The 17,128-nt window shown below is 63.2% G+C and carries 14 protein-coding genes and 1 pseudogene; 6 read left to right on the forward strand and 9 right to left on the reverse strand.

Annotation, left to right across the window (positions count from 1 at the left end; translation table 11 throughout):
• A pseudogene (locus L610_RS12155) lies at positions 1-285 on the reverse strand (C4-dicarboxylate ABC transporter); the annotation flags it as partial.
• A 62-nt stretch (positions 286-347) separates the two neighbouring features.
• Entirely contained in the window at positions 348-752 is a 405-nt protein-coding gene (locus L610_RS12160; RefSeq protein WP_024849352.1) for a host attachment protein, read from the reverse strand.
• Between the two features lie 438 nt (positions 753-1,190).
• On the opposite strand from L610_RS12160, the gene L610_RS12165 reads away from it, so the two are divergent.
• A complete protein-coding gene (locus L610_RS12165) occupies positions 1,191-1,700 on the forward strand; it encodes an Hsp20/alpha crystallin family protein (protein WP_024849351.1) in 510 nt (169 codons plus the stop codon).
• Positions 1,701-1,838: 138 nt separating this feature from the next.
• On the opposite strand, the gene ftsH is transcribed toward L610_RS12165, so the two are convergent.
• From ftsH to L610_RS12185, 4 genes are all read right to left on the reverse strand, one after another.
• Complete coding sequence (gene ftsH, locus L610_RS12170; RefSeq protein ID WP_144705399.1) at positions 1,839-3,659, reverse strand: ATP-dependent zinc metalloprotease FtsH; 1,821 nt, start codon at positions 3,657-3,659, stop codon at positions 1,839-1,841.
• A gap of 78 nt (positions 3,660-3,737) precedes the next feature.
• Entirely contained in the window at positions 3,738-6,416 is a 2,679-nt protein-coding gene (locus L610_RS12175; RefSeq protein ID WP_144705401.1) for a bifunctional acetate--CoA ligase family protein/GNAT family N-acetyltransferase, read from the reverse strand.
• A 102-nt stretch (positions 6,417-6,518) separates the two neighbouring features.
• A complete protein-coding gene (gene arcA / locus L610_RS12180; RefSeq protein ID WP_024849348.1) occupies positions 6,519-7,748 on the reverse strand; it encodes an arginine deiminase in 1,230 nt (409 codons plus the stop codon).
• An 11-nt stretch (positions 7,749-7,759) separates the two neighbouring features.
• The gene (locus tag L610_RS12185; RefSeq protein ID WP_024849347.1) at positions 7,760-9,193 is read right to left on the reverse strand and encodes a YfcC family protein; all 1,434 of its coding nucleotides are present in this window, start codon (positions 9,191-9,193) and stop codon (positions 7,760-7,762) included.
• 316 nt (positions 9,194-9,509) lie between these two features.
• On the opposite strand from L610_RS12185, the gene L610_RS12190 reads away from it, so the two are divergent.
• The 5 genes from L610_RS12190 to L610_RS12210 all read left to right on the forward strand — a co-directional run bounded on the left by L610_RS12190 (position 9,510) and on the right by L610_RS12210 (position 14,393).
• Positions 9,510-10,862, forward strand: a complete 1,353-nt coding sequence (locus L610_RS12190) for a ferric reductase-like transmembrane domain-containing protein (RefSeq protein ID WP_024849345.1) — start codon at positions 9,510-9,512, stop codon at positions 10,860-10,862.
• A gap of 276 nt (positions 10,863-11,138) precedes the next feature.
• On the forward strand, positions 11,139-12,593 hold the full coding sequence (locus tag L610_RS12195; protein WP_246659004.1) for a PAS domain-containing sensor histidine kinase: 1,455 nt from the start codon (positions 11,139-11,141) through the stop codon (positions 12,591-12,593).
• Positions 12,589-13,200 carry a response regulator FixJ gene (gene fixJ, locus L610_RS12200; protein WP_186441454.1) on the forward strand — a complete coding sequence of 204 codons (612 nt, stop codon included), beginning with the start codon at positions 12,589-12,591 and terminating at the stop codon, positions 13,198-13,200. Before L610_RS12195 ends, fixJ begins: the two co-directional genes overlap by 5 nt.
• Positions 13,201-13,315: 115 nt before the next feature.
• Positions 13,316-13,657, forward strand: a complete 342-nt coding sequence (locus tag L610_RS12205) for a hypothetical protein (protein ID WP_024849342.1) — start codon at positions 13,316-13,318, stop codon at positions 13,655-13,657.
• A 91-nt stretch (positions 13,658-13,748) separates the two neighbouring features.
• Positions 13,749-14,393, forward strand: a complete 645-nt coding sequence (locus L610_RS12210) for a helix-turn-helix domain-containing protein (RefSeq protein ID WP_144705408.1) — start codon at positions 13,749-13,751, stop codon at positions 14,391-14,393.
• A 283-nt stretch (positions 14,394-14,676) separates the two neighbouring features.
• Here L610_RS12210 and arcC read toward each other — a convergent pair whose 3' ends face one another.
• The 3 genes from arcC to L610_RS12230 form a co-directional block, all read right to left on the reverse strand.
• Positions 14,677-15,585 carry a carbamate kinase gene (arcC, locus tag L610_RS12220; RefSeq protein WP_024849340.1) on the reverse strand — a complete coding sequence of 303 codons (909 nt, stop codon included), beginning with the start codon at positions 15,583-15,585 and terminating at the stop codon, positions 14,677-14,679.
• A gap of 2 nt (positions 15,586-15,587) precedes the next feature.
• Positions 15,588-16,589 carry an ornithine carbamoyltransferase gene (gene argF / locus L610_RS12225; protein ID WP_024849339.1) on the reverse strand — a complete coding sequence of 334 codons (1,002 nt, stop codon included), beginning with the start codon at positions 16,587-16,589 and terminating at the stop codon, positions 15,588-15,590.
• A gap of 103 nt (positions 16,590-16,692) precedes the next feature.
• Entirely contained in the window at positions 16,693-16,950 is a 258-nt protein-coding gene (locus L610_RS12230) for a hypothetical protein (RefSeq protein ID WP_024849338.1), read from the reverse strand.
• Between the last annotated feature and the right edge of the window lie 178 nt (positions 16,951-17,128).

Below are 17,128 nucleotides of genomic sequence, written 5' to 3' on the forward strand. Positions count from 1 at the left end.
CTCGCCGTGGACGCGCAGCTGTGCCTCGCCGCCCCAGTACCAGACGTTGCGGTAGTAGTGCGACTGGTCAATCGTCGTGCGATAGAGCTGCTGCAGGTGCGGCGGCACCTTGTTCCAGCTCTCGGTGTTGACGAAGTAGGAGCCAAACCAGGCGCCGGTGACCGAGTTCGACAGCGCGTACTTGCACACGTCYGCCCAACCCACTTCATAGGTCTCGGTGAAGCCGCACCAGGCAACGCCGTCAAGGTCGCCCCTGCGCAGCGCGACTTCCACGTCGTCCCATGGACGCGGCTGTTGCCATCGGCCGCCTGCGCCGCAAGCCCGGCGCGCAGGGAGGAAGGCTCTCGTCAGGAGCGGACGATCGCCGATGCGATCGCTTCCGGCCCCTGCCCCGTCAGATCCTTGGCAAGACTTCCCACCACCCTCGCGGTCAGCACGTCGTGGAAGCGGCGGCGCATCTCGCCGAGCGTGCGCGGATCGGCAACAACATAAAGCTTCTCAATGGCACCGGCGAGCGCCTGCCGGTTGAGGTACTCGGCTGCCGCGGCGGCGAAATTGTCTTCCTTCAGCCGGTTGTCGTCCGGATTGTTCGCGCCGGTCCGGTGATGATTTCCTGATCCTGCATTGGCAGGCTGCAGTTCCGGCTCAGGCAGGGAGGCCAGCTCGACCTGCGGCTCGTGGCCCTTGTTCCGGAACAGTCGAAGCTTTCCGCCGTCAACCACCGCGACCGTCGTTCCATTTGACAGGATCATTGTCTTCCTCTTCTTTTGTCCGCTTGTTCAGCGTGGGCGCAAATTCCCTGCGGGCGGCGCCCTTCCCGGACGTCCCAAACTCTAGATCACGTAGAGGGAGCCGGCTTTGACGGTCGTCAAAATCGGCAGTGCGAATGCGTGATTAACACGGTGCCTAAGAGGATTAAGTTTCGGAATTAAAACAAGAATTTTCCTACCGGTCCATTTTTGACGGTCATCAATGAACGAAGAGGTTAAAGGCGGTTTGCTAACCTTGCTGCCGGATCGAGCATATCAGCGAAGCAGAGCCAACGAAGAGTCGGCACGTGATCGCCTGAGTCAGCGACGACGTTCGGCAGGCAGGTTCGCTGCCTTCCGGATCGCGCCTCCAGAGAGATCCATCGGTGGAGCTGCGGAGGACGCGGACCTGAGGATGTTCGCCAAGAAAGGAGTCCTCCAATGGCTGATGATGCCACCAACATCCCCGTCAAGAAGCCTGAATCTCCTGCGAAGATCCACGACTGGGCCCCGTTCGAGAGCCTGCGCCGCGAGATCGACCGGCTTTTCGAGGACTGGCGGCTGCCGTCGCGCTTCCTCGGCTTCGAAGTGCCGCGTGTAGCGAACGCCAACTGGCAGTTCGCCCCGGCAATCGATGTCGTCGAGAAGGACGATGCCTATGAGATAACCGCGGAACTACCGGGCCTCGACGAAAAAGACGTCGAGATAAAGCTCGCCAACAACACGCTCACCATCAAGGGCGAGAAGTCGGAGCAGCACGAGGACAAGCAGAAGGACTACTACTTGTCGGAGCGCCGTTATGGCTCTTTCCAGCGCAGCTTCCGCGTGCCTGACGGCGTCGACGCCGAGAAGATCGACGCCATCTTCACCAAGGGCGTGCTGACGGTGAAACTGCCGAAAACGGCCGAGGCAAAGGCTGAGAAAAAGATCGACATCAAAGCTGCATCATGACGGTCGAGCATCGGTGCGCCAGACCCCGCGCACCGATGTGACCTTTTTGGCGGCCTTGATCGATCAGCCCGAATCCTCCGGGCAGCAATCTGCCCTGTTCCCCTGCATCATCTTGAGAAGGCGAACGCCGCCGACCTTTCAGTCGGCGGCTTCGGTCTTTGCGTCGGCCCGTTGCAACGGCGGGAAGTCCTCCGGCGTGATCGTCTCGCGCTCCAGCAGCAGACGAGCGCCCGCCTTCAGGTCATCGATGCGCGAAAGGAGCAGTTCCTTCGCGCCCTTGCTCGCCTCGTCCAGCGCGTTGCGGATCGCAAGATCCACCTCACGCGCGGTCGCCTCCGAATAATCCTTCGGATGCAGCATCGAGCCGTCGCCAAGCCACTGCTGCTTTTCCTCCTCGAGGACGGGAAGGCCCAGCACCGAGTTCATGCCGAAGCGGGTGATGCACTGGCGGGCAACATCGGTGGCCTTCGCGAGATCGTCTGCGGCGCCGGTCGAGACCTCGCCATAGATGATTTCCTCCGCAGCACGCCCAGCGAGAAGGGCGATCATGCGCTCCTTGAGCTCGCTTACCGTGATCAGGAAAGGGTCGTCGGTCGGACGCTGCAAAGTATAGCCGAGCGCACCGATCGAGCGGGGTATAATCGAGACCTTGTGGACCGGATCTGCCTTAATGAGCGAGGCGGCAGCCAGCGCATGGCCCATCTCGTGATAGGCGACGCGCTCGCGCTCCTCGGGCCGCAGCAGGCGGCCGCGCCGCTCGGTACCGGCTACGATGCGCTCGAAGGCGTTGGTGAAGTCCTCCATCGTCACCTCGTCGGCGTTGCGACGGGTGGCGAAAATCGCCGCCTCGTTGACGAGGTTGGCGAGATCGGCACCGGTGAAGCCGGGAGTGAGGCCGGCGATGTCGTCGATCTTTAGATCCGCCGCAACCTTCACCTTCTTCATGTGGACCTTGAGGATCGCCCCGCGGCCCGTGCGATCCGGGCGGTCGAGCACGAGTTGGCGGTCGAAGCGGCCTGCTCGGGTGAGCGCCGGATCGAGGATTTCGGGGCGGTTGGTCGCGGCGAGCAGAACGATCCCGACGCGGGGATCGAAGCCGTCGAGCTCGGTCAGCAATTGGTTCAGCGTCTGCTCCTTCTCATCGCCGCCGCCATAGCCGCTGAACGGCGTGCGGGCGCGGCCCATCGCGTCGAGCTCGTCGATGAAGATGATGCAGGGCGCAGCCTGCCGCGCCTGAGCGAACAGGTCACGGACGCGTGCTGCACCGACGCCGACGAACATCTCCACGAACTCCGAACCCGAGATCGAGAAGAACGGCACACCGGCCTCGCCGGCTATAGCGCGCGCCATCAGCGTCTTGCCAGTGCCGGGAGGGCCGACGAGCAGGATGCCCTTCGGGATGCGCGCGCCGAGGCGCCCGTACTTTTCCTTGTCCTTTAGGAAGGAGACGATCTCCTGCAACTCGGCCTTGGCCTCGTCGACGCCGGCGACGTCATCGAAGGTGACGCCCGTCTGCCGTTCGACATAGACCTTGGCTTTGGACTTGCCGACATTGACCAGTCCGCCCAACCCCTGGCGCTCGGCAAAGCGCCGGAACACGAACATCCAGAAAACGAAGAAGATCAGAACGGGCACAACCCAGGACAGGAGCGTCGTCAGCCAGTTGCTGTCTGTCCCGCCCCGGACGTCAACGCCGGCGTTCTCGAATGCTTCCGCCGCATCTGAATCGACCCGGCTTGCGATAAAGTAGGCCTTGCCATCCTCGGGCTGCTTGAACTCGCCCCTAACCGTCGTTTCGGTGATGGTGACGGAGGCAACCTTGCCTTCATCCACCAGCCGCATCAGCTCGGTGTGGGACAGTTGCGCCACCTCCTGCGAGGCGAGCCAGAGTTGAAACAGGCCCATCACGCAGAGCGCGAAGATGAAATAGCCGACGTTGAACGTTTGCTTTCGGTCCACGGCAGTCAACCCTCGAGATTGCGCACGAAGCTTAGTGCCATGCCGATATGGAACTTTGGTTGACGGCGATCAATCTCGCTAACCGCGGGCGGGATCGAGCTCCAGCGCGGCGCGGATGGTGCCGTCGTCGTCCGGGTCGTCGGTGAGCTGGAAGCCGAGCTGGCGGCACATGTGCAGCATCGTCGTGTTGACGCTCAGCACCTGGCCTTCGATGCGCCTGAGGCCATCAGCCTTGGCGTATTCGATCAGCCGGTTGAGGAGCGCCCAGCCGAGCCCCTGCCCCTGCAGATCACTGCGCACCAAGATCGCATATTCGGCGGTCTCGTGGTCCGGATCGCTTGCCAGCCGCGCGACACCACCGAGCTTGCCCTCCTCGTCCAGCGCGACGAATGCCATCTCTCGGTCGTAGTCGAGCTGGGTCAGGCGGATTAGCAACCGATCGGAGAAGGCATTGACTGAGCCGTGGAAACGCAGGCGAAGGTCGGCTGCGGTCGTCCGAGAGAGAAACTCGGGATAGAGGTCTACGTCGGCCGGGCGGATCGGGCGAAGGTGGTAGCGGTGTCCGCGTACCGTCACGTCGGTCGCCCAGGAGCCGGGATACGGCCGGATGATCAGCTTCGGGTTGGGCCCCGGCTGCTCCACAGCGGCGGGGTCAATCTCAATACGCGCGTCAAGCGCGACAACGCCTTCGCTGTCGGCAAGCAGCGGATTGATATCGACCGCCTTCACGCAGGGGAAATCGACGATCAGCTGCGACAGCCCCTTCAGCGCGCCGATGATCGCCGCCCGGTCCGCAGGCTTGCGGTCGCGGAAGCCTGCCAACAGCCGCGCAATGCGCGTTTGGTCGATCAGCTTGCCAGCCAGAAAATCGTCGAGCGGCGGCAGCGCAATCGCCGTGTCGTCCATCACCTCGACGGCAACGCCGCCCGTACCAAACAGCACCACCGGACCGAACATGACGTCGTGGCTGAGGCCGAGGATCAGCTCCTGCGCCGTCTTGCGCTCGATCATCGGCTGGACAGAGAAGCCGTCGATAATACCGTCCGGCACATGCTCGCGCAGGCGCCGTTCGATCCCCTCGGCCGCCTCGCGTGCCTGGGCGGGTGTTTCGAGGCTGAGGACCACGCCGCCGACATCTGACTTGTGCGTCACGGTCTTCGACAACAGCTTCACCGCAACCTTGCGCGAGGTCTCAAGCAGCCGTCCCGCGAACTCTTCGACCTCCACAGGGGTATGGGCGACCAGCGTCTCCGGCACCAGAATGCCATAGGCAGCCGCCACGGCCTTCGCCTCTGGCTCGGTCAGCATGGTGCGGCCCTCGGCAGCAACCTGCCGGAAGATGGCGAGTGCCGCCGCGCGGTCGGTAGCCGCCTCGCCTGCGGCCGCTGGTACCCGCCGCACGGCCTGTTGCGACTGCGACCACCGGGTCAGATAGGCCACCGCAGCCGCCGGAGTTTCATAACTGGCGACACCCGCCGCCTGCAGGATCTCGCGCCCCTTCCGGGCGGTCGCCTGGCCGAGCCAGCAGGAGAGGACCGGCTTGCTGTGGATCATTCCCTTCTCGGCCAGAGAGGCAACGGCCGCGGCCGCGTCGGCGGAAGATGCCATTCCCGTCGGGCAGTTCATCACCAGGAGCACGTCAACACCGGGGTCTGCCACGACCAGCTCGACGGCCGTGCGGTACTGCTCCGGCAGCGCGTCGCCGATGATGTCGACCGGATTGGCTCGCGACCAGTTGGACGACATGGGGCGATCGAGCTTTTCGATCGTCGCGGGGGAGAGTTCCGCAAGTTCAGCACCGAAATCCATCATCCGATCGACCGCCAGCACGCCGGCGCCGCCGCCATTGGTGACAATTCCCACTCGCGCCCGCTCCAGCGGCGAGAAGCGGGCAAGCGTTTCGGTGGCGTTGAAAAGCTCGGCAAGCTCGATGACGCGCACAACGCCAGCGCGTCGCAGCACGGCATCCACCACGCGGTCAACGCCTGCGAGCGCGCCGGTATGGGTCSCCGCCGCCTTAGCAGCCTCCGCGTGGCGGCCGGGCTTGATGGCGATCACCGGCTTTACCCGCGATGCAGCGCGGGCGGCCGACATGAACTTGCGCGGATGCGGGATCGACTCGAGATAGAGCAGGATCGCGCGGGTGTTCGGGTCGCCCGCCAGCATGTCGATGCAGTCGCCGATGTCGACGTCCGCCATGTCTCCGAGCGAAACGATGTGCGAGAAGCCGACGTCATTGGCGACTGCCCAGTCGATCAACGAAGCTGCCACCGCGCCCGACTGCGACAGGAGGGCGATGTCGCCGGGTTTGGCCGGCATGTGGAAGAAGCCCGCGTTGAGCTTGTGCGGCGGCAGCATCAGGCCAATGCCGTTCGGACCAATGATGCGGAGCAGATGGGGCTTGGCGGCATCAAGCATCTTCTGCCGCAGGCCGTTGGCCTTTGTGATGCCGGCGGTAATGACGACGGCGGCGCGCGTACCCTTCTCGCCAAGTTCGCTGACGAGTCCGGGGACAGTCGGGGCAGGCGTCATGATGACGGCAAGGTCCGGCACCTCCGGGATGTCCTTCACCGAGGCATAGCAGCGCCGGCCGGCCAGTTCCTGATACCGAGGGTTGACCGGCCAGATATCGCCCCCAAACCCGCCATCGATGATGTTCTTCAGGACCGCCGCGCCGAGCGACCCCGGCTTTCCCGAAGCTCCGATGACGACAACGGATTTCGGCTGGAACGCGTGGTTCAGGTTTCGGATCGTCACGGCAGTTCCTTCCCTGCGAGTCGTGAAATCGTGCTGTACCGAAGAGAGTTCTCCTGCAGCGGCGCCGGTCAAGCGCCGCTGCAATCTGTCTGTTAAAAAGCCTCAGTAGACCGGATCGCGGATCAGTGGGCAGGTCATGCAATGTCCACCGCCGCGGCCGCGCCCAAGCTCGGCGCCCGGAACGGTGATGACCTCGACGCCGGCCTTGCGCAGCTGTGTGTTGGTATAGGTGTTGCGGTCGTAGCCGATGACAACGCCTGGCTCGAGCGCAATGACGTTGTTGCCGTCGTCCCACTGCTCGCGTTCGGCGACATAGGCATCGCCACCCGTCTGCACCACGCGCAGCTTCCGCAGGCCCAGCGCCTCGGCAACAACGTTGGTCAGATGACCATCTTCCTTGCGCACGTCGATCTCGCCGTCCTTTTCGCCCGGCCGCAGCGAATAGGCGGTGATGCCGTCGACCACGTCGGCAAACAGCGTCACCAGGTCACGGTCGCAGAAGGTGAAGACCGTGTCGAGGTGCATGGAGGCGCGCTCGATCGGCAGCTTGCAGGCGATGACGCGCTCGGCTGCGCCCTTCCTGAACAGCGCGCGGGCGAGCTGGCCGACGGCATGCGGTGTCGTGCGCTCGCCCATGCCGACCAGAACCAGCCCCTTGCCGAGCGGCATCACATCGCCGCCTTCGAGTGTGGCATTGCCATGATCCTTGTCCGGGTCACCCCACCAGACGTTGAAGCCGGCATCGCGAAAATCCGGGTGGAAGCGGTAGACGGCGGTGATGTTGACGGTTTCGAGCTTGCGCGCGTTCCAGCGCATCGGGTTGAGCGTCACGCCGCCATAGATCCAGCAGGTCGTGTCGCGCGTGAACAGATGGTTTGGCAGTGGCGGCAGGATGAAATCCTCCGGTCGCAGCACCGGAGCAACCACGCCCTTGTGCTCGACGGGAAGTTCTGCCTTGTTCATGCCGCCCATCAGGATGTTCGACAGCTGATCGGCGTCGATCTCCATCAGCATCGCCCTGAGGTCATCGGCAAGGCCAACGCCAACGGTGTTCTCGTTGACGCGGCGCTCAAGCAGCCAGCGGCGGGCCTCCATGTCCTTCATTGTTTCGGCCAGCGCCTCACGCAGGAACACCACTTCGGCGCCGCGATAGCGGATCGCGTCGACGAAGGTCATGTGCTCGATCCGCGCCTGCTTGACCCATAGCACATCATCAAAGAGCAGCTCCTCGCAGTTCGACGGAGTGAGGCGGGCAAGTGCTGCGCCCGGCCGGTCCACCAGCACCCGCCGCAGCTTGCCGACCTCGGAATGAACTCCGTAGGTGACGGACATTTTGTTCTCCTTCAGGCTGTGAGCACGGCGATGCTGAGGCTCGCCATGATGATGACGGTGAGTATGAGCAGCAGCGGCCACATGAAGCGCAGCCAGCGCTCGTAGGGCACACGCCCAATGGCGAGACCGCCCATGACCACCGCGAAGGTCGGGTTGATGAGGTTCACGATGCCGTTTGCGGACTGGTAGGCGGTGACGACGAATTCACGTCCGACCCCGGCAAAGTCGGCCACGGGCGCAAGGATGGGCATGGACAGGACCGCCAAGCCCGAAGAGGACGGGACGAAGAAGGAGAGCAGCACCTCGATCCAGTAGATGACATTGACGAAGGCAACCTCCCCAAGCCCCGCCACGGACAGCTCCGCCCAGTGCAGGATGGTGTCGCTGATGCGACCGGCGTCCATCACCACCACGATGCCGCGTGCGAGGCCGATGATGAGGGCAACGCCGAGCAGGTCGCGCGCGCCGCCCAGGAAGGAGTTGACGAAGTTCTCCTCGCCGGGCCGTGCGATCAGCCCGATCAGGATCGCCGAGGCGAGGAACAGGCCGCTCATCTCGCCCATCCACCAGCCGCCCTTCAACACGCCCCAGACCATGACGATGAAGGTGATGCCGAAGATTGCCAGAACGATCTTGTGCAGGCCGGTGAACTCGCCCGCGCCCGTGTCCATGCCCGAAAGGAAGTATGCCTCGTTGTCCGCCTTGCGATCGTAGACGATCGACTGCGTCGGGTCCTTGCGCACACGTTCGGCGTAGCGCATCACGTAGATGACGCAGGCCAGCCAGCAGAGCCCCAGAATGACGAGGCGCAGCACCATGCCCTGGGTAAAGGGCATGCCGGCAGCGTCCGAAGCGATGACCGTGGCGAAGGCGTTGACTGTGGAGCCCAGCACGCCGACACCGGCGCCAAGCAGGATGATCGCCACCGCCGTGACGGCGTCGTAGCCGGCAGCAATCATGATGGGGATCAGCAGCACGTAGAAGGCGAGCGTCTCCTCGGCCATGCCGTAGGTGGTGCCGCCGAAGGCGAACAATCCCATGAGTACCGGGATCATCCACTTTTCGCGCCCTTTGAGCGTTGTCATCGCATTGCCGATGCCGGCGTTGATGGCGCCCGTGGACGTGACGACGCCGATAAAGCCGCCGATGACGAGCACGAAGAGGGCAACGTCAATGGCGTTCGCCACATTGGAAGCCGGATCATAGAAGCCGCTGATCGGCGCCATGATGACGTCGAAAAACCCCTGCGGATTGGGATCGGTGGGGGCATAGGTGCCCGCCACCGGCACCTCGCGGCTGAGCGCGGCGTTCTCGACGCGCTCGTACTGACCGGCGGGGATGATCCAGGTCAGCGCAGCAACAGCGATGATCAGCCCGAACAGGATGGTGAACGCGGTCGGAAACCGAAACTTGCCTGATGTTGTGGTGTCGGATGCAGTCGTCATGTCGTTGCCAGCTCCTTCCTGACTGGAATCACGGTGAACGAAGACCGCGATGCGAAGCGTCATTGTTGGCAGGTGTCCGGCTGGGCGCAGATCGTCTCGATAGCTACAGAAACAGGGTCTGCATAAACTCGTCGGCACGGACCAACGAGCGACATCCAACCCTGCGGCTAAGAAGCTGTCTTTGATTCTGGATAAATTTCGCGGCGGCCGTGAAACGGCTCCGGATCTTGCGCGAGCGAAATTGACTACCGTCAAGGAACGCCGTGTCGGGCGGCTCTACGCCAAGCACATCCGGTTGTTCAGAAAGGATGCCGCCATGCGGCACATCAAGCTCGCCTTCTGGGGCGCTCTGGCGCTCCTCACCGCCTTATGGCTTCTCGCCGTACCCGACGTACTCCAGGCAGCCAGCTTCATGGGGCTGCGCGGGTTCATGGTTCAATACAGCGGCCTCCTCGCCATGTTCGCGATGAGCATGGCACTGGTGCTCGCGCTGCGGCCGCGCTGGCCGGAGCGCTGGTTCGGCGGACTTGACAAGATGTACCGGCTGCACAAGTGGCTTGGCATCACCGCCCTCGTCGTCGCCATCGCGCACTGGGTCTGGGGACAGGCTCCGAAATGGGCGGTGGCCTGGGGTCTTATGGAGCGAGGTACCCGCGGTGCTCGTCCGCCGATCGAGGACCCGATCAGGCAGTTCCTGATGTCGTACCGGGGTATTGCCGAAGGGCTTGGCGAATGGGCCTACTACGCATCTGTAGTGCTGATCGCCCTCGCTCTCATCAAGTATTTCCCGTACCGGCTGTTCTACAAGACGCACCGGCTGATCGCGATCGCTTACCTCGTACTCGTCTTCCACTCTGTTGTGCTGATGGAGTTCGACTACTGGACGACGCCGGTCGGCATCTTCATGGCAATCTCCATGATTGCCGGGACCTATGCCGCACTAGTCGCCCTGTTCCGCCGCGTCGGCGTTGCGCGGCAAGTGACGGGAACGATCGCCGCACTGCAGTACTATCCGGGCGTGAAGGCGCTTGAGGTCGTCATCGACGTTCCGCAGGGCTGGCCTGGCCACAAGCCTGGTCAGTTCGCCTTCGCGATGTCTGATCGCAGGGAAGGGGCGCACCCCTATACCATCGCCTCGGCCTGGGATGACGAGAACCGCCGCATCATCTTCGTTGCCAAAGAGCTTGGCGACCATACCGGCCTGCTGCGCAACAAGCTGAAGGTCGGGCAGGAAGTGAAGATTGAGGGCCCGTACGGCTGCTTCGACTTCGAGGACATCCAGCCTAGCCAGATCTGGATTGGTGGCGGCATCGGCATCACGCCGTTCATTGCCGCGATGAAGCATCTTGCCGAGGTGCGGTGCGATCACCGAGGTAAATCGCTGTCAGAAATCGACCTGTTCCACTCAACCAGAGAATATGACGAGGCGGCGATCGCCAAGCTGACGGAAGATGCAAAGGCAGCGGGAATTCGCATGCATGTTCTGGTCGATGCCCGCGATGGCCGCTTAAGCGGCGACCGCATCCGCGAGCTGGTCCCCGAGTGGCGCAACGCCAGTATTTGGTTCTGCGGGCCGGCGGGCTTCGGCCAGGCGCTGCGGCAGGACTTCGCCCACCACGGACTGCCGGTTGCCGAGCGCTTCCATCAGGAAATCTTCGCGATGAGGTAGCTCTTGCAGCTGAAACGAACTCCCGCAGAAAACAGATAAGGTGGCTGCCCGGAGTCCCGCCTCAACAGGCGGGGCTCGTTGTTCACATCGTTCACGTGGCTTATGGATTACGTAACTGCGGTCAGCTGTTATTCTCCGTTGCGAGCCGGTGTGACCCGGCACAGTTCGGCCGTCGTGATGTTTTTGAGCCGCCAGGCAGTCTAGCTGTTTCAAGAGGTATCGGGGGTGCCCGCGAGAGATATGCCAGGGTTACAGGGTCGACTCCTGCAGTCGATCATGTCGTCTCGCTTCGAGGGCAAGGCCGGATACGTGCTCGCAGTCGTGTGCGTGGCGTGCGTATTTGCTCTCCGGGTGTCCCTGCAAGCTGCCCTCGGCAACACCGCTATCTTCATCCTTTTCGTGCCAGCCATCCTGCTTCCGGCGATCGCGGGCGGCATCGGACCGGGGCTGCTTGCCCTCATCCTTTCCTTCTTGGGAGCGTCCTATATCGGCGGCTGGGCTTTCACGGCCGGACTGCAGAGCGCCGTGTTCACGGTTGTCGGCCTGACGATCGCCTGGATGGGCGAGATGCTGCATCATGCCCGCCGCGCCCTCGACAAGACCGAGGCGTCGCTAAGGGCCCAGCGCGAGCACCTGCAGTCGATCCTCGACACCGTTCCCGACGCCACGGTCGTGATCGATGAGCACGGACGGATCACCTCGTTCAGCCCGGCGGCCGTGCGCCAGTTTGGCTTCACGGAAGCGGAGGTTCTTGGCCGCAGCGTCAGCATCCTGATGCCGGAGCCATACCACCGCGAACACGATGCATATGTGAGACGGTACATCGCCACCGGTGAGAAGCGCATCATCGGCATCGACCGCGTCGTCGTAGGACGCCGCAAGGACGGGTCGACCTTCCCGATGAAACTCGTGGTCGGCGAGATGCGGTCGGGGGGCCAGCGATACTTTACCGGCTTCGTGCGCGACCTCACCGAGCGCGAGGAGTCGGCGGCGCGCCTGCAGGAAGTACAGAGCGAGCTCGCGCGCCTTGCCCGCCTCAATGAGCTCGGCGAAATGGCGTCGACCCTCGCGCACGAACTCAACCAGCCGCTCGCGGCGATCGCCAATTACACGCAGGGCTGCGTGCGTTTTCTCCGCACCGTCGAAGACCCGGTAGCGGACCGTATTCGTGAGGCGCTAGAGGAGACGGTGAAACAGTCGCTGCGTGCCGGCGAGATCATCCGGCACCTGCGCGAGTTCGTCACCCGCGGACAGGCCGAGATGAAGCTCGAGAGCATGCGCAAGCTGGTCGAGGAAGCTGTCGCCTTGGCCCTTGTCGGCTCGCGCGAGCAGGGCGTGCGGTCGGTTTTCGAGTTCGCCCCGGAAAATCCGGACGTGCTGGTGGACTCCGTCCAGATCCAGCAGGTGCTGATAAACCTCATGCGCAATGCGATAGAGGCGATGCGCGCCTGCGAGCATCAGGATCTGCTGGTGCGCACCAGCGTCGAAGGCGGCGAGGTCATCGTCGAAGTTTCGGACACCGGCCCGGGCATTTCGGACGAGGTTGGCGCGCGCCTGTTCCAGCCGTTCGTCACCAGCAAGGCCGGCGGCATGGGCATCGGCCTCTCGATCTCCAAGCGGATCATCGAGGCGCATGGTGGAAGGATTTCTGCAAGCCGGAACGAGGCCGGAGGCGCGACCTTCCGCTTCTCGCTCCCGCTGCCAGTTGATGAGGTGTCGTATGCAAATTGACGACTATGTCGTTCATGTCGTCGACGACGAGGAACCCGTTCGCAAGTCACTCGCCTTCCTGCTGACGATGACGGGCTTCACGGTGCGGGTTCACGACTCCGCAACGAGTTTCCTTCAAGTGGCGAAGAATTGCGGCAATGCGTGCCTCGTCACGGACCTACGCATGCCCGACCTGGACGGCGTCGAATTGTTGAGAAAGCTGAAGGAGACCGGGGCATCGATCCCTGCCATCGTCATCACCGGCCACGGCGACGTGCCGATGGCGGTTGCTGCAATGAAGGCCGGCGCCGTCGACTTCATCGAAAAACCGGTCGAGGACGAGGTGCTGATCGAGGCGATCAAGCGCGCGGCGAGCCAGCTCGAGGTGCATGTCGCTCCCGTCGAGGATGCGGCAACGCTGCGCGCCCGCGCCGAAACCCTCTCCGATCGCGAGCGACAGGTAATGACGGCGGTCGTGGCTGGGCTGCCCAACAAGACCATCGCGCACGATCTCGGCATCAGCCCCCGCACGGTCGAGGTTCACCGCGCCAACATCATGTCGAAGATGCAGGCGCGTAACCTGCCGGAGCTGGTGCGCATGAGCATCGCCATGGGGCCGCTTGACTGAGCCCCCTCCCCGGCTGGCCCGGAGGAATCTCCCCTTTTTGACGGAGCGCAATGCGACTGGGCGCGCTCCATGGTTGAGTGCATCTGAACCCGAATTTTCATGGTGGGTGCTTTGAATGTCGGCGAATGAAGTCATCGTCGTTGCACCGGATGCGGCTTTCAGGCACTCGCTTGTCTTCGTGCTGGAAAGCGGCGCCTTCCGGGTTTCACCGTTCGCCGGCATTGATGAGGCGTTTGCATCGACCGGCCCGGACGGATTCCTGTGCGCGGTCGTGGATGAGGACGCCGTTGACGACTGGGCTTATGCGCGGGCACAGTTCGAGCGTTTCGGCCGACCGGTGGTGCTGCTGGTTGGTTCCCACCTTAAGTTCGCCGTCGGCCCGGAAAAGCTGGTGGCAAAGCCACTCCTTGGTGAAGCGCTGCTACAGGCGGTGCATGAAGCCGCCACCACTACGTAGTTTCCCTTAGTGATTTCCCTTACGGAAATAACCGAATTTCGAATTGCAGCATTTGGCGCGATTGTCCCTTCTAACAGGAAAGGGACGATCCATGACGACCATCGAAACATTAGGCCGTTCTTCGATTACCGATGACATCGTGATTGGCGATCATCGCCCCGCCAGGCTGCTGGACAACAGCCAGCCCATCACCTTCTTTCCCGCAGGTTCCGAGATCTACGCCCAGGGCGAAAAGTGCGGGAACCTCTATCAGGTCGAATTCGGTGCCGTGCGCGTCTACCGCCTCCTGGCGGACGGACGCCGCCAGATTTCGGCGTTCCACATGCCGGGCGAGATATTTGGCCTCGAAGGGTTCGGCACCCACCAATTCTTCGCCGAAGCGATCTGCGCGACCGGCATCCGCATCCTGCGCCCATCGTCGAGCGACCGGCTGGAACTGCTGCCGCTGGCACTTGAGAACCTTGCTCGGTCACAGGAGCAGCTTCTCGTGCTCGGCCACCAGAACGCCATCGAGCGCGTTGCAGCCTTCCTGCTCGAAATGTCCGAACGACAGGGCGGGATGAGGCTCGTCGAGCTGCCAATGCCGCGCTCGGACATCGCGGACTATCTCGGCCTCACCATCGAGACCGTGTCCCGAGTCTTCTCCAAGCTGAAGGCCAAGGGCGTAATCAGGCTGCCGAACCTGCGCAGCGTCGAACTGACCAAGCTGAAGACACTCCAGAACCTCGCGGCATGAAGGCCTGACGCATATTCAGGGAATAGGACCTTCGCTCAGGGCGACGGTCCCCAAGACAATCCATGTGGCAACCTATCACGACTGCGCCTTTCAACTGCGACCTGGAACTGGCTGTTCAGGATCGCGAGGAAATGCACACGCTGGTGTTCCCCTGCCAGCGCACCCTAACCGGATGGGTTGCCTCAAAGACGCGGCAAAGGCTCGAAGTATCGCCGACCCCCTGGCGACCATGGCAGGACTCTGCTGACGCTAGCCCGGAGACCCATTCCTCCGGTATCCAGAGCTAGTTCGCGGGAACGATCCAGGTTCCGCGACGGCCCTCTATGATGTCGACCGCATCCTCCAGCCTGCCAATGGCGGCTGGTTTTTTCATTTCGCTGGCAAAGGCAATCGCAGCCTCGACCTTCGGTCCCATCGAACCCGCGGCAAAGGAGCTGGCGGAAATTTCGTCAACGCGGGCCTTGCCGAGCGGCAGGGCGTGCGGCGTGCCCCAGTCGAGATAGACCGCATCGACATCGGTCAGCATCAGCAGGAAATCCGCCTTCAGGTCCCGGGCCAGCAACGACGAGGCAAGGTCTTTGTCTATAACCGCTTCGACGCCGGCAATGCTGCCGCCTTCAAGCGGGACGATCGGAATGCCCCCCCCGCCCGCGCAGATCACGATCACCCCGCGCTCAACGAGGAAGGAGAGAACTTCAGCTTCGAGGATTTCCAGCGGGCGGGGCGACGGCACCACCCGGCGCCACTTGTCGTTGTCCGGGGCAACTGTCCAGCCGCGCTCGGTGGCAAGCCGGTGCGCCGTCTCCCCGTCGTAGACTGGACCGATCGGCTTGGTCGGGTTGGCAAAGGCAGGATCGTTCGGATCGACCCGGACTTGCGTCAGCAGGGTTGCAAACAACCGGTCCTTCACGACGTTCGCCAGCTCCTGCTGGATAACGTAGCCGATCATGCCCGCCGACTCCGCATCCAGCACGTCGAGCGGCAGCGGCGAATGCGGGGTCGACGCCGCCTGCAGGGCAAGCAGGCCCACCTGCGGTCCGTTGCCATGGGTGATCACCAGCGAATGGCTGGCTTCGATCAGCCTGGCGAGCTCGGCTACCGCGCGCCGGACATTGGCGCGCTGGTTCTCGGCCGTCAGCGGCTCACCGCGTCTCAGTAGCGCATTGCCTCCCAACGCGACGACGATACGCATCGTCAGTTACCGATGGTGGCGACGAGGATCGCCTTGATGGTGTGCATGCGGTTCTCGGCCTGATCGAAGACGATCGAGGCTTCCGACTCGAACACCGCGTCCTCGACCTCCATGCAGTCGATCCCAAACTCGCTGTCAATGCGCCGGCCAACCTCAGTCTCGGTATCATGGAAGGCGGGCAGGCAGTGCATGAACTTCGTGTGCGGGTTGCTGGTCGCGGCCATCAGCTGGCGCGTCACCCGGTAGGGCAGCAGCAGTTCGATGCGCTCGCCCCAAGCGCTCTCGTTCTCGCCCATCGACAGCCAGACGTCCGTGTAGATGAAGTCCGCGCCGCGCACACAGGACTCGACGTCATCGTCCAGCCGGAACTTGCCGCCGCTGCGCTCCGCCAGACGCCGGACATGCGAGCAGAACTCGGTGTCCGGCCAAAGCGCGCGCGGCGAGGCGATGCGCATGTCCATGCCAACCTTGGCAGCGCCGATCGCCAGAGACCTCGCCACATTGTCCCTTCCGTCGCCGACGAAGGTGACGACAGTGTCTGACAGATGCTTGTGCGTGAATTCACGCATGGTCATGAAGTCGGCGAGGATCTGGGTCGGATGCGCCTCGTCGGTGAGGCCATTGTAGACCGGCACGCTGGAATAGGCGGCCAGCAACTCGACCTGATGCTGCGAGAAGCCACGGTACTCGATCGCGTCGTACATCCGATCGAGCACCCGGGCCGTGTCCCTGATCGATTCCTTGTGGCCGATATGGCTGCCGGACGGGCCGAGATAGGTCACATGCGCACCCTGGTCGTAGGCCGCGACCTCGAAGCCGGAGCGGGTGCGCGTCGAGTCCTTTTCGAAGATCAGGGCGATGTTCTTGCGCGCGAGCCGCGGCACCTCGTTGCCGGCCCGCTTCGCCGCCTTAAGATCGGCCGCCAGCCGCAGCAGGTACCGGATCTCATCACCGGAGAAATCGTTCAGGCTCAGTACGTTGCGGCCGTGGAGGTTGACAGGCATCGATCTGGTCCTCGCTCGTTCCAATCGGGTGTTTTGGAAGAGTGGGCCATGGCTGCTGGACCTGCCTTGACGGCCGTCAAAATTGCGCTGCGGTGTTCGGCCTTCAGAGGAACATGACCTCGTTGCGACCGGAAAACTCGATGACGAAGCCCCGTTTGCGAGCCGAAGCCGCGATCCGGTTCACCTCCCGCAGGTCGAGAAAGATCCCCGTATCAAGCGGCCGGATCTCCTGGTGAATTTCATAGACCGCGTAGACGGCCACAAGCGCGCGGCCGCGCTCAGAGGATGGAGCTACCTGCCATGTGCGCTCGCCGAGATAGGCAACGCGCAAATCGGCCGGCATCGGTGCTTCGTCGTGCAACGCGCCTTCCGGTTCAGTCCAGGGGTTCGTGTGATCTAGCATCTTCGTGGGGGAAACGCTGGTAGTTCAGGCATTCTTGCGAATGCTTGCCGGCGCGGTTCCGGGAGAACGGTCGGGTGAGACCGTCCAGACGCTCACATATGTGGTGCCTCGTTCCTGCCTGTGCTGATGAATCATG

It is taken from the genome of Aminobacter sp. J44 (assembly GCF_007829415.1).
GTDB lineage: Bacteria > Pseudomonadota > Alphaproteobacteria > Rhizobiales > Rhizobiaceae > Aerobium.

What these genes read in the sequence shown, in the direction of transcription:
- L610_RS12160 (WP_024849352.1), bottom strand. Translation starts at nt 752, where the DNA reads ATGATCCTGTCAAATGGAACGACGGTCGCGGTGGTTGACGGCGGAAAG.
- L610_RS12165 (WP_024849351.1), top strand. Translation starts at nt 1,191, where the DNA reads ATGGCTGATGATGCCACCAACATCCCCGTCAAGAAGCCTGAATCTCCT.
- arcA (WP_024849348.1), bottom strand. Translation starts at nt 7,748, where the DNA reads ATGTCCGTCACCTACGGAGTTCATTCCGAGGTCGGCAAGCTGCGGCGG.
- L610_RS12185 (WP_024849347.1), bottom strand. Translation starts at nt 9,193, where the DNA reads ATGACGACTGCATCCGACACCACAACATCAGGCAAGTTTCGGTTTCCG.
- L610_RS12190 (WP_024849345.1), top strand. Translation starts at nt 9,510, where the DNA reads ATGCGGCACATCAAGCTCGCCTTCTGGGGCGCTCTGGCGCTCCTCACC.
- L610_RS12195 (WP_246659004.1), top strand. Translation starts at nt 11,139, where the DNA reads ATGTCGTCTCGCTTCGAGGGCAAGGCCGGATACGTGCTCGCAGTCGTG.
- L610_RS12205 (WP_024849342.1), top strand. Translation starts at nt 13,316, where the DNA reads ATGTCGGCGAATGAAGTCATCGTCGTTGCACCGGATGCGGCTTTCAGG.
- L610_RS12210 (WP_144705408.1), top strand. Translation starts at nt 13,749, where the DNA reads ATGACGACCATCGAAACATTAGGCCGTTCTTCGATTACCGATGACATC.
- arcC (WP_024849340.1), bottom strand. Translation starts at nt 15,585, where the DNA reads ATGCGTATCGTCGTCGCGTTGGGAGGCAATGCGCTACTGAGACGCGGT.
- argF (WP_024849339.1), bottom strand. Translation starts at nt 16,589, where the DNA reads ATGCCTGTCAACCTCCACGGCCGCAACGTACTGAGCCTGAACGATTTC.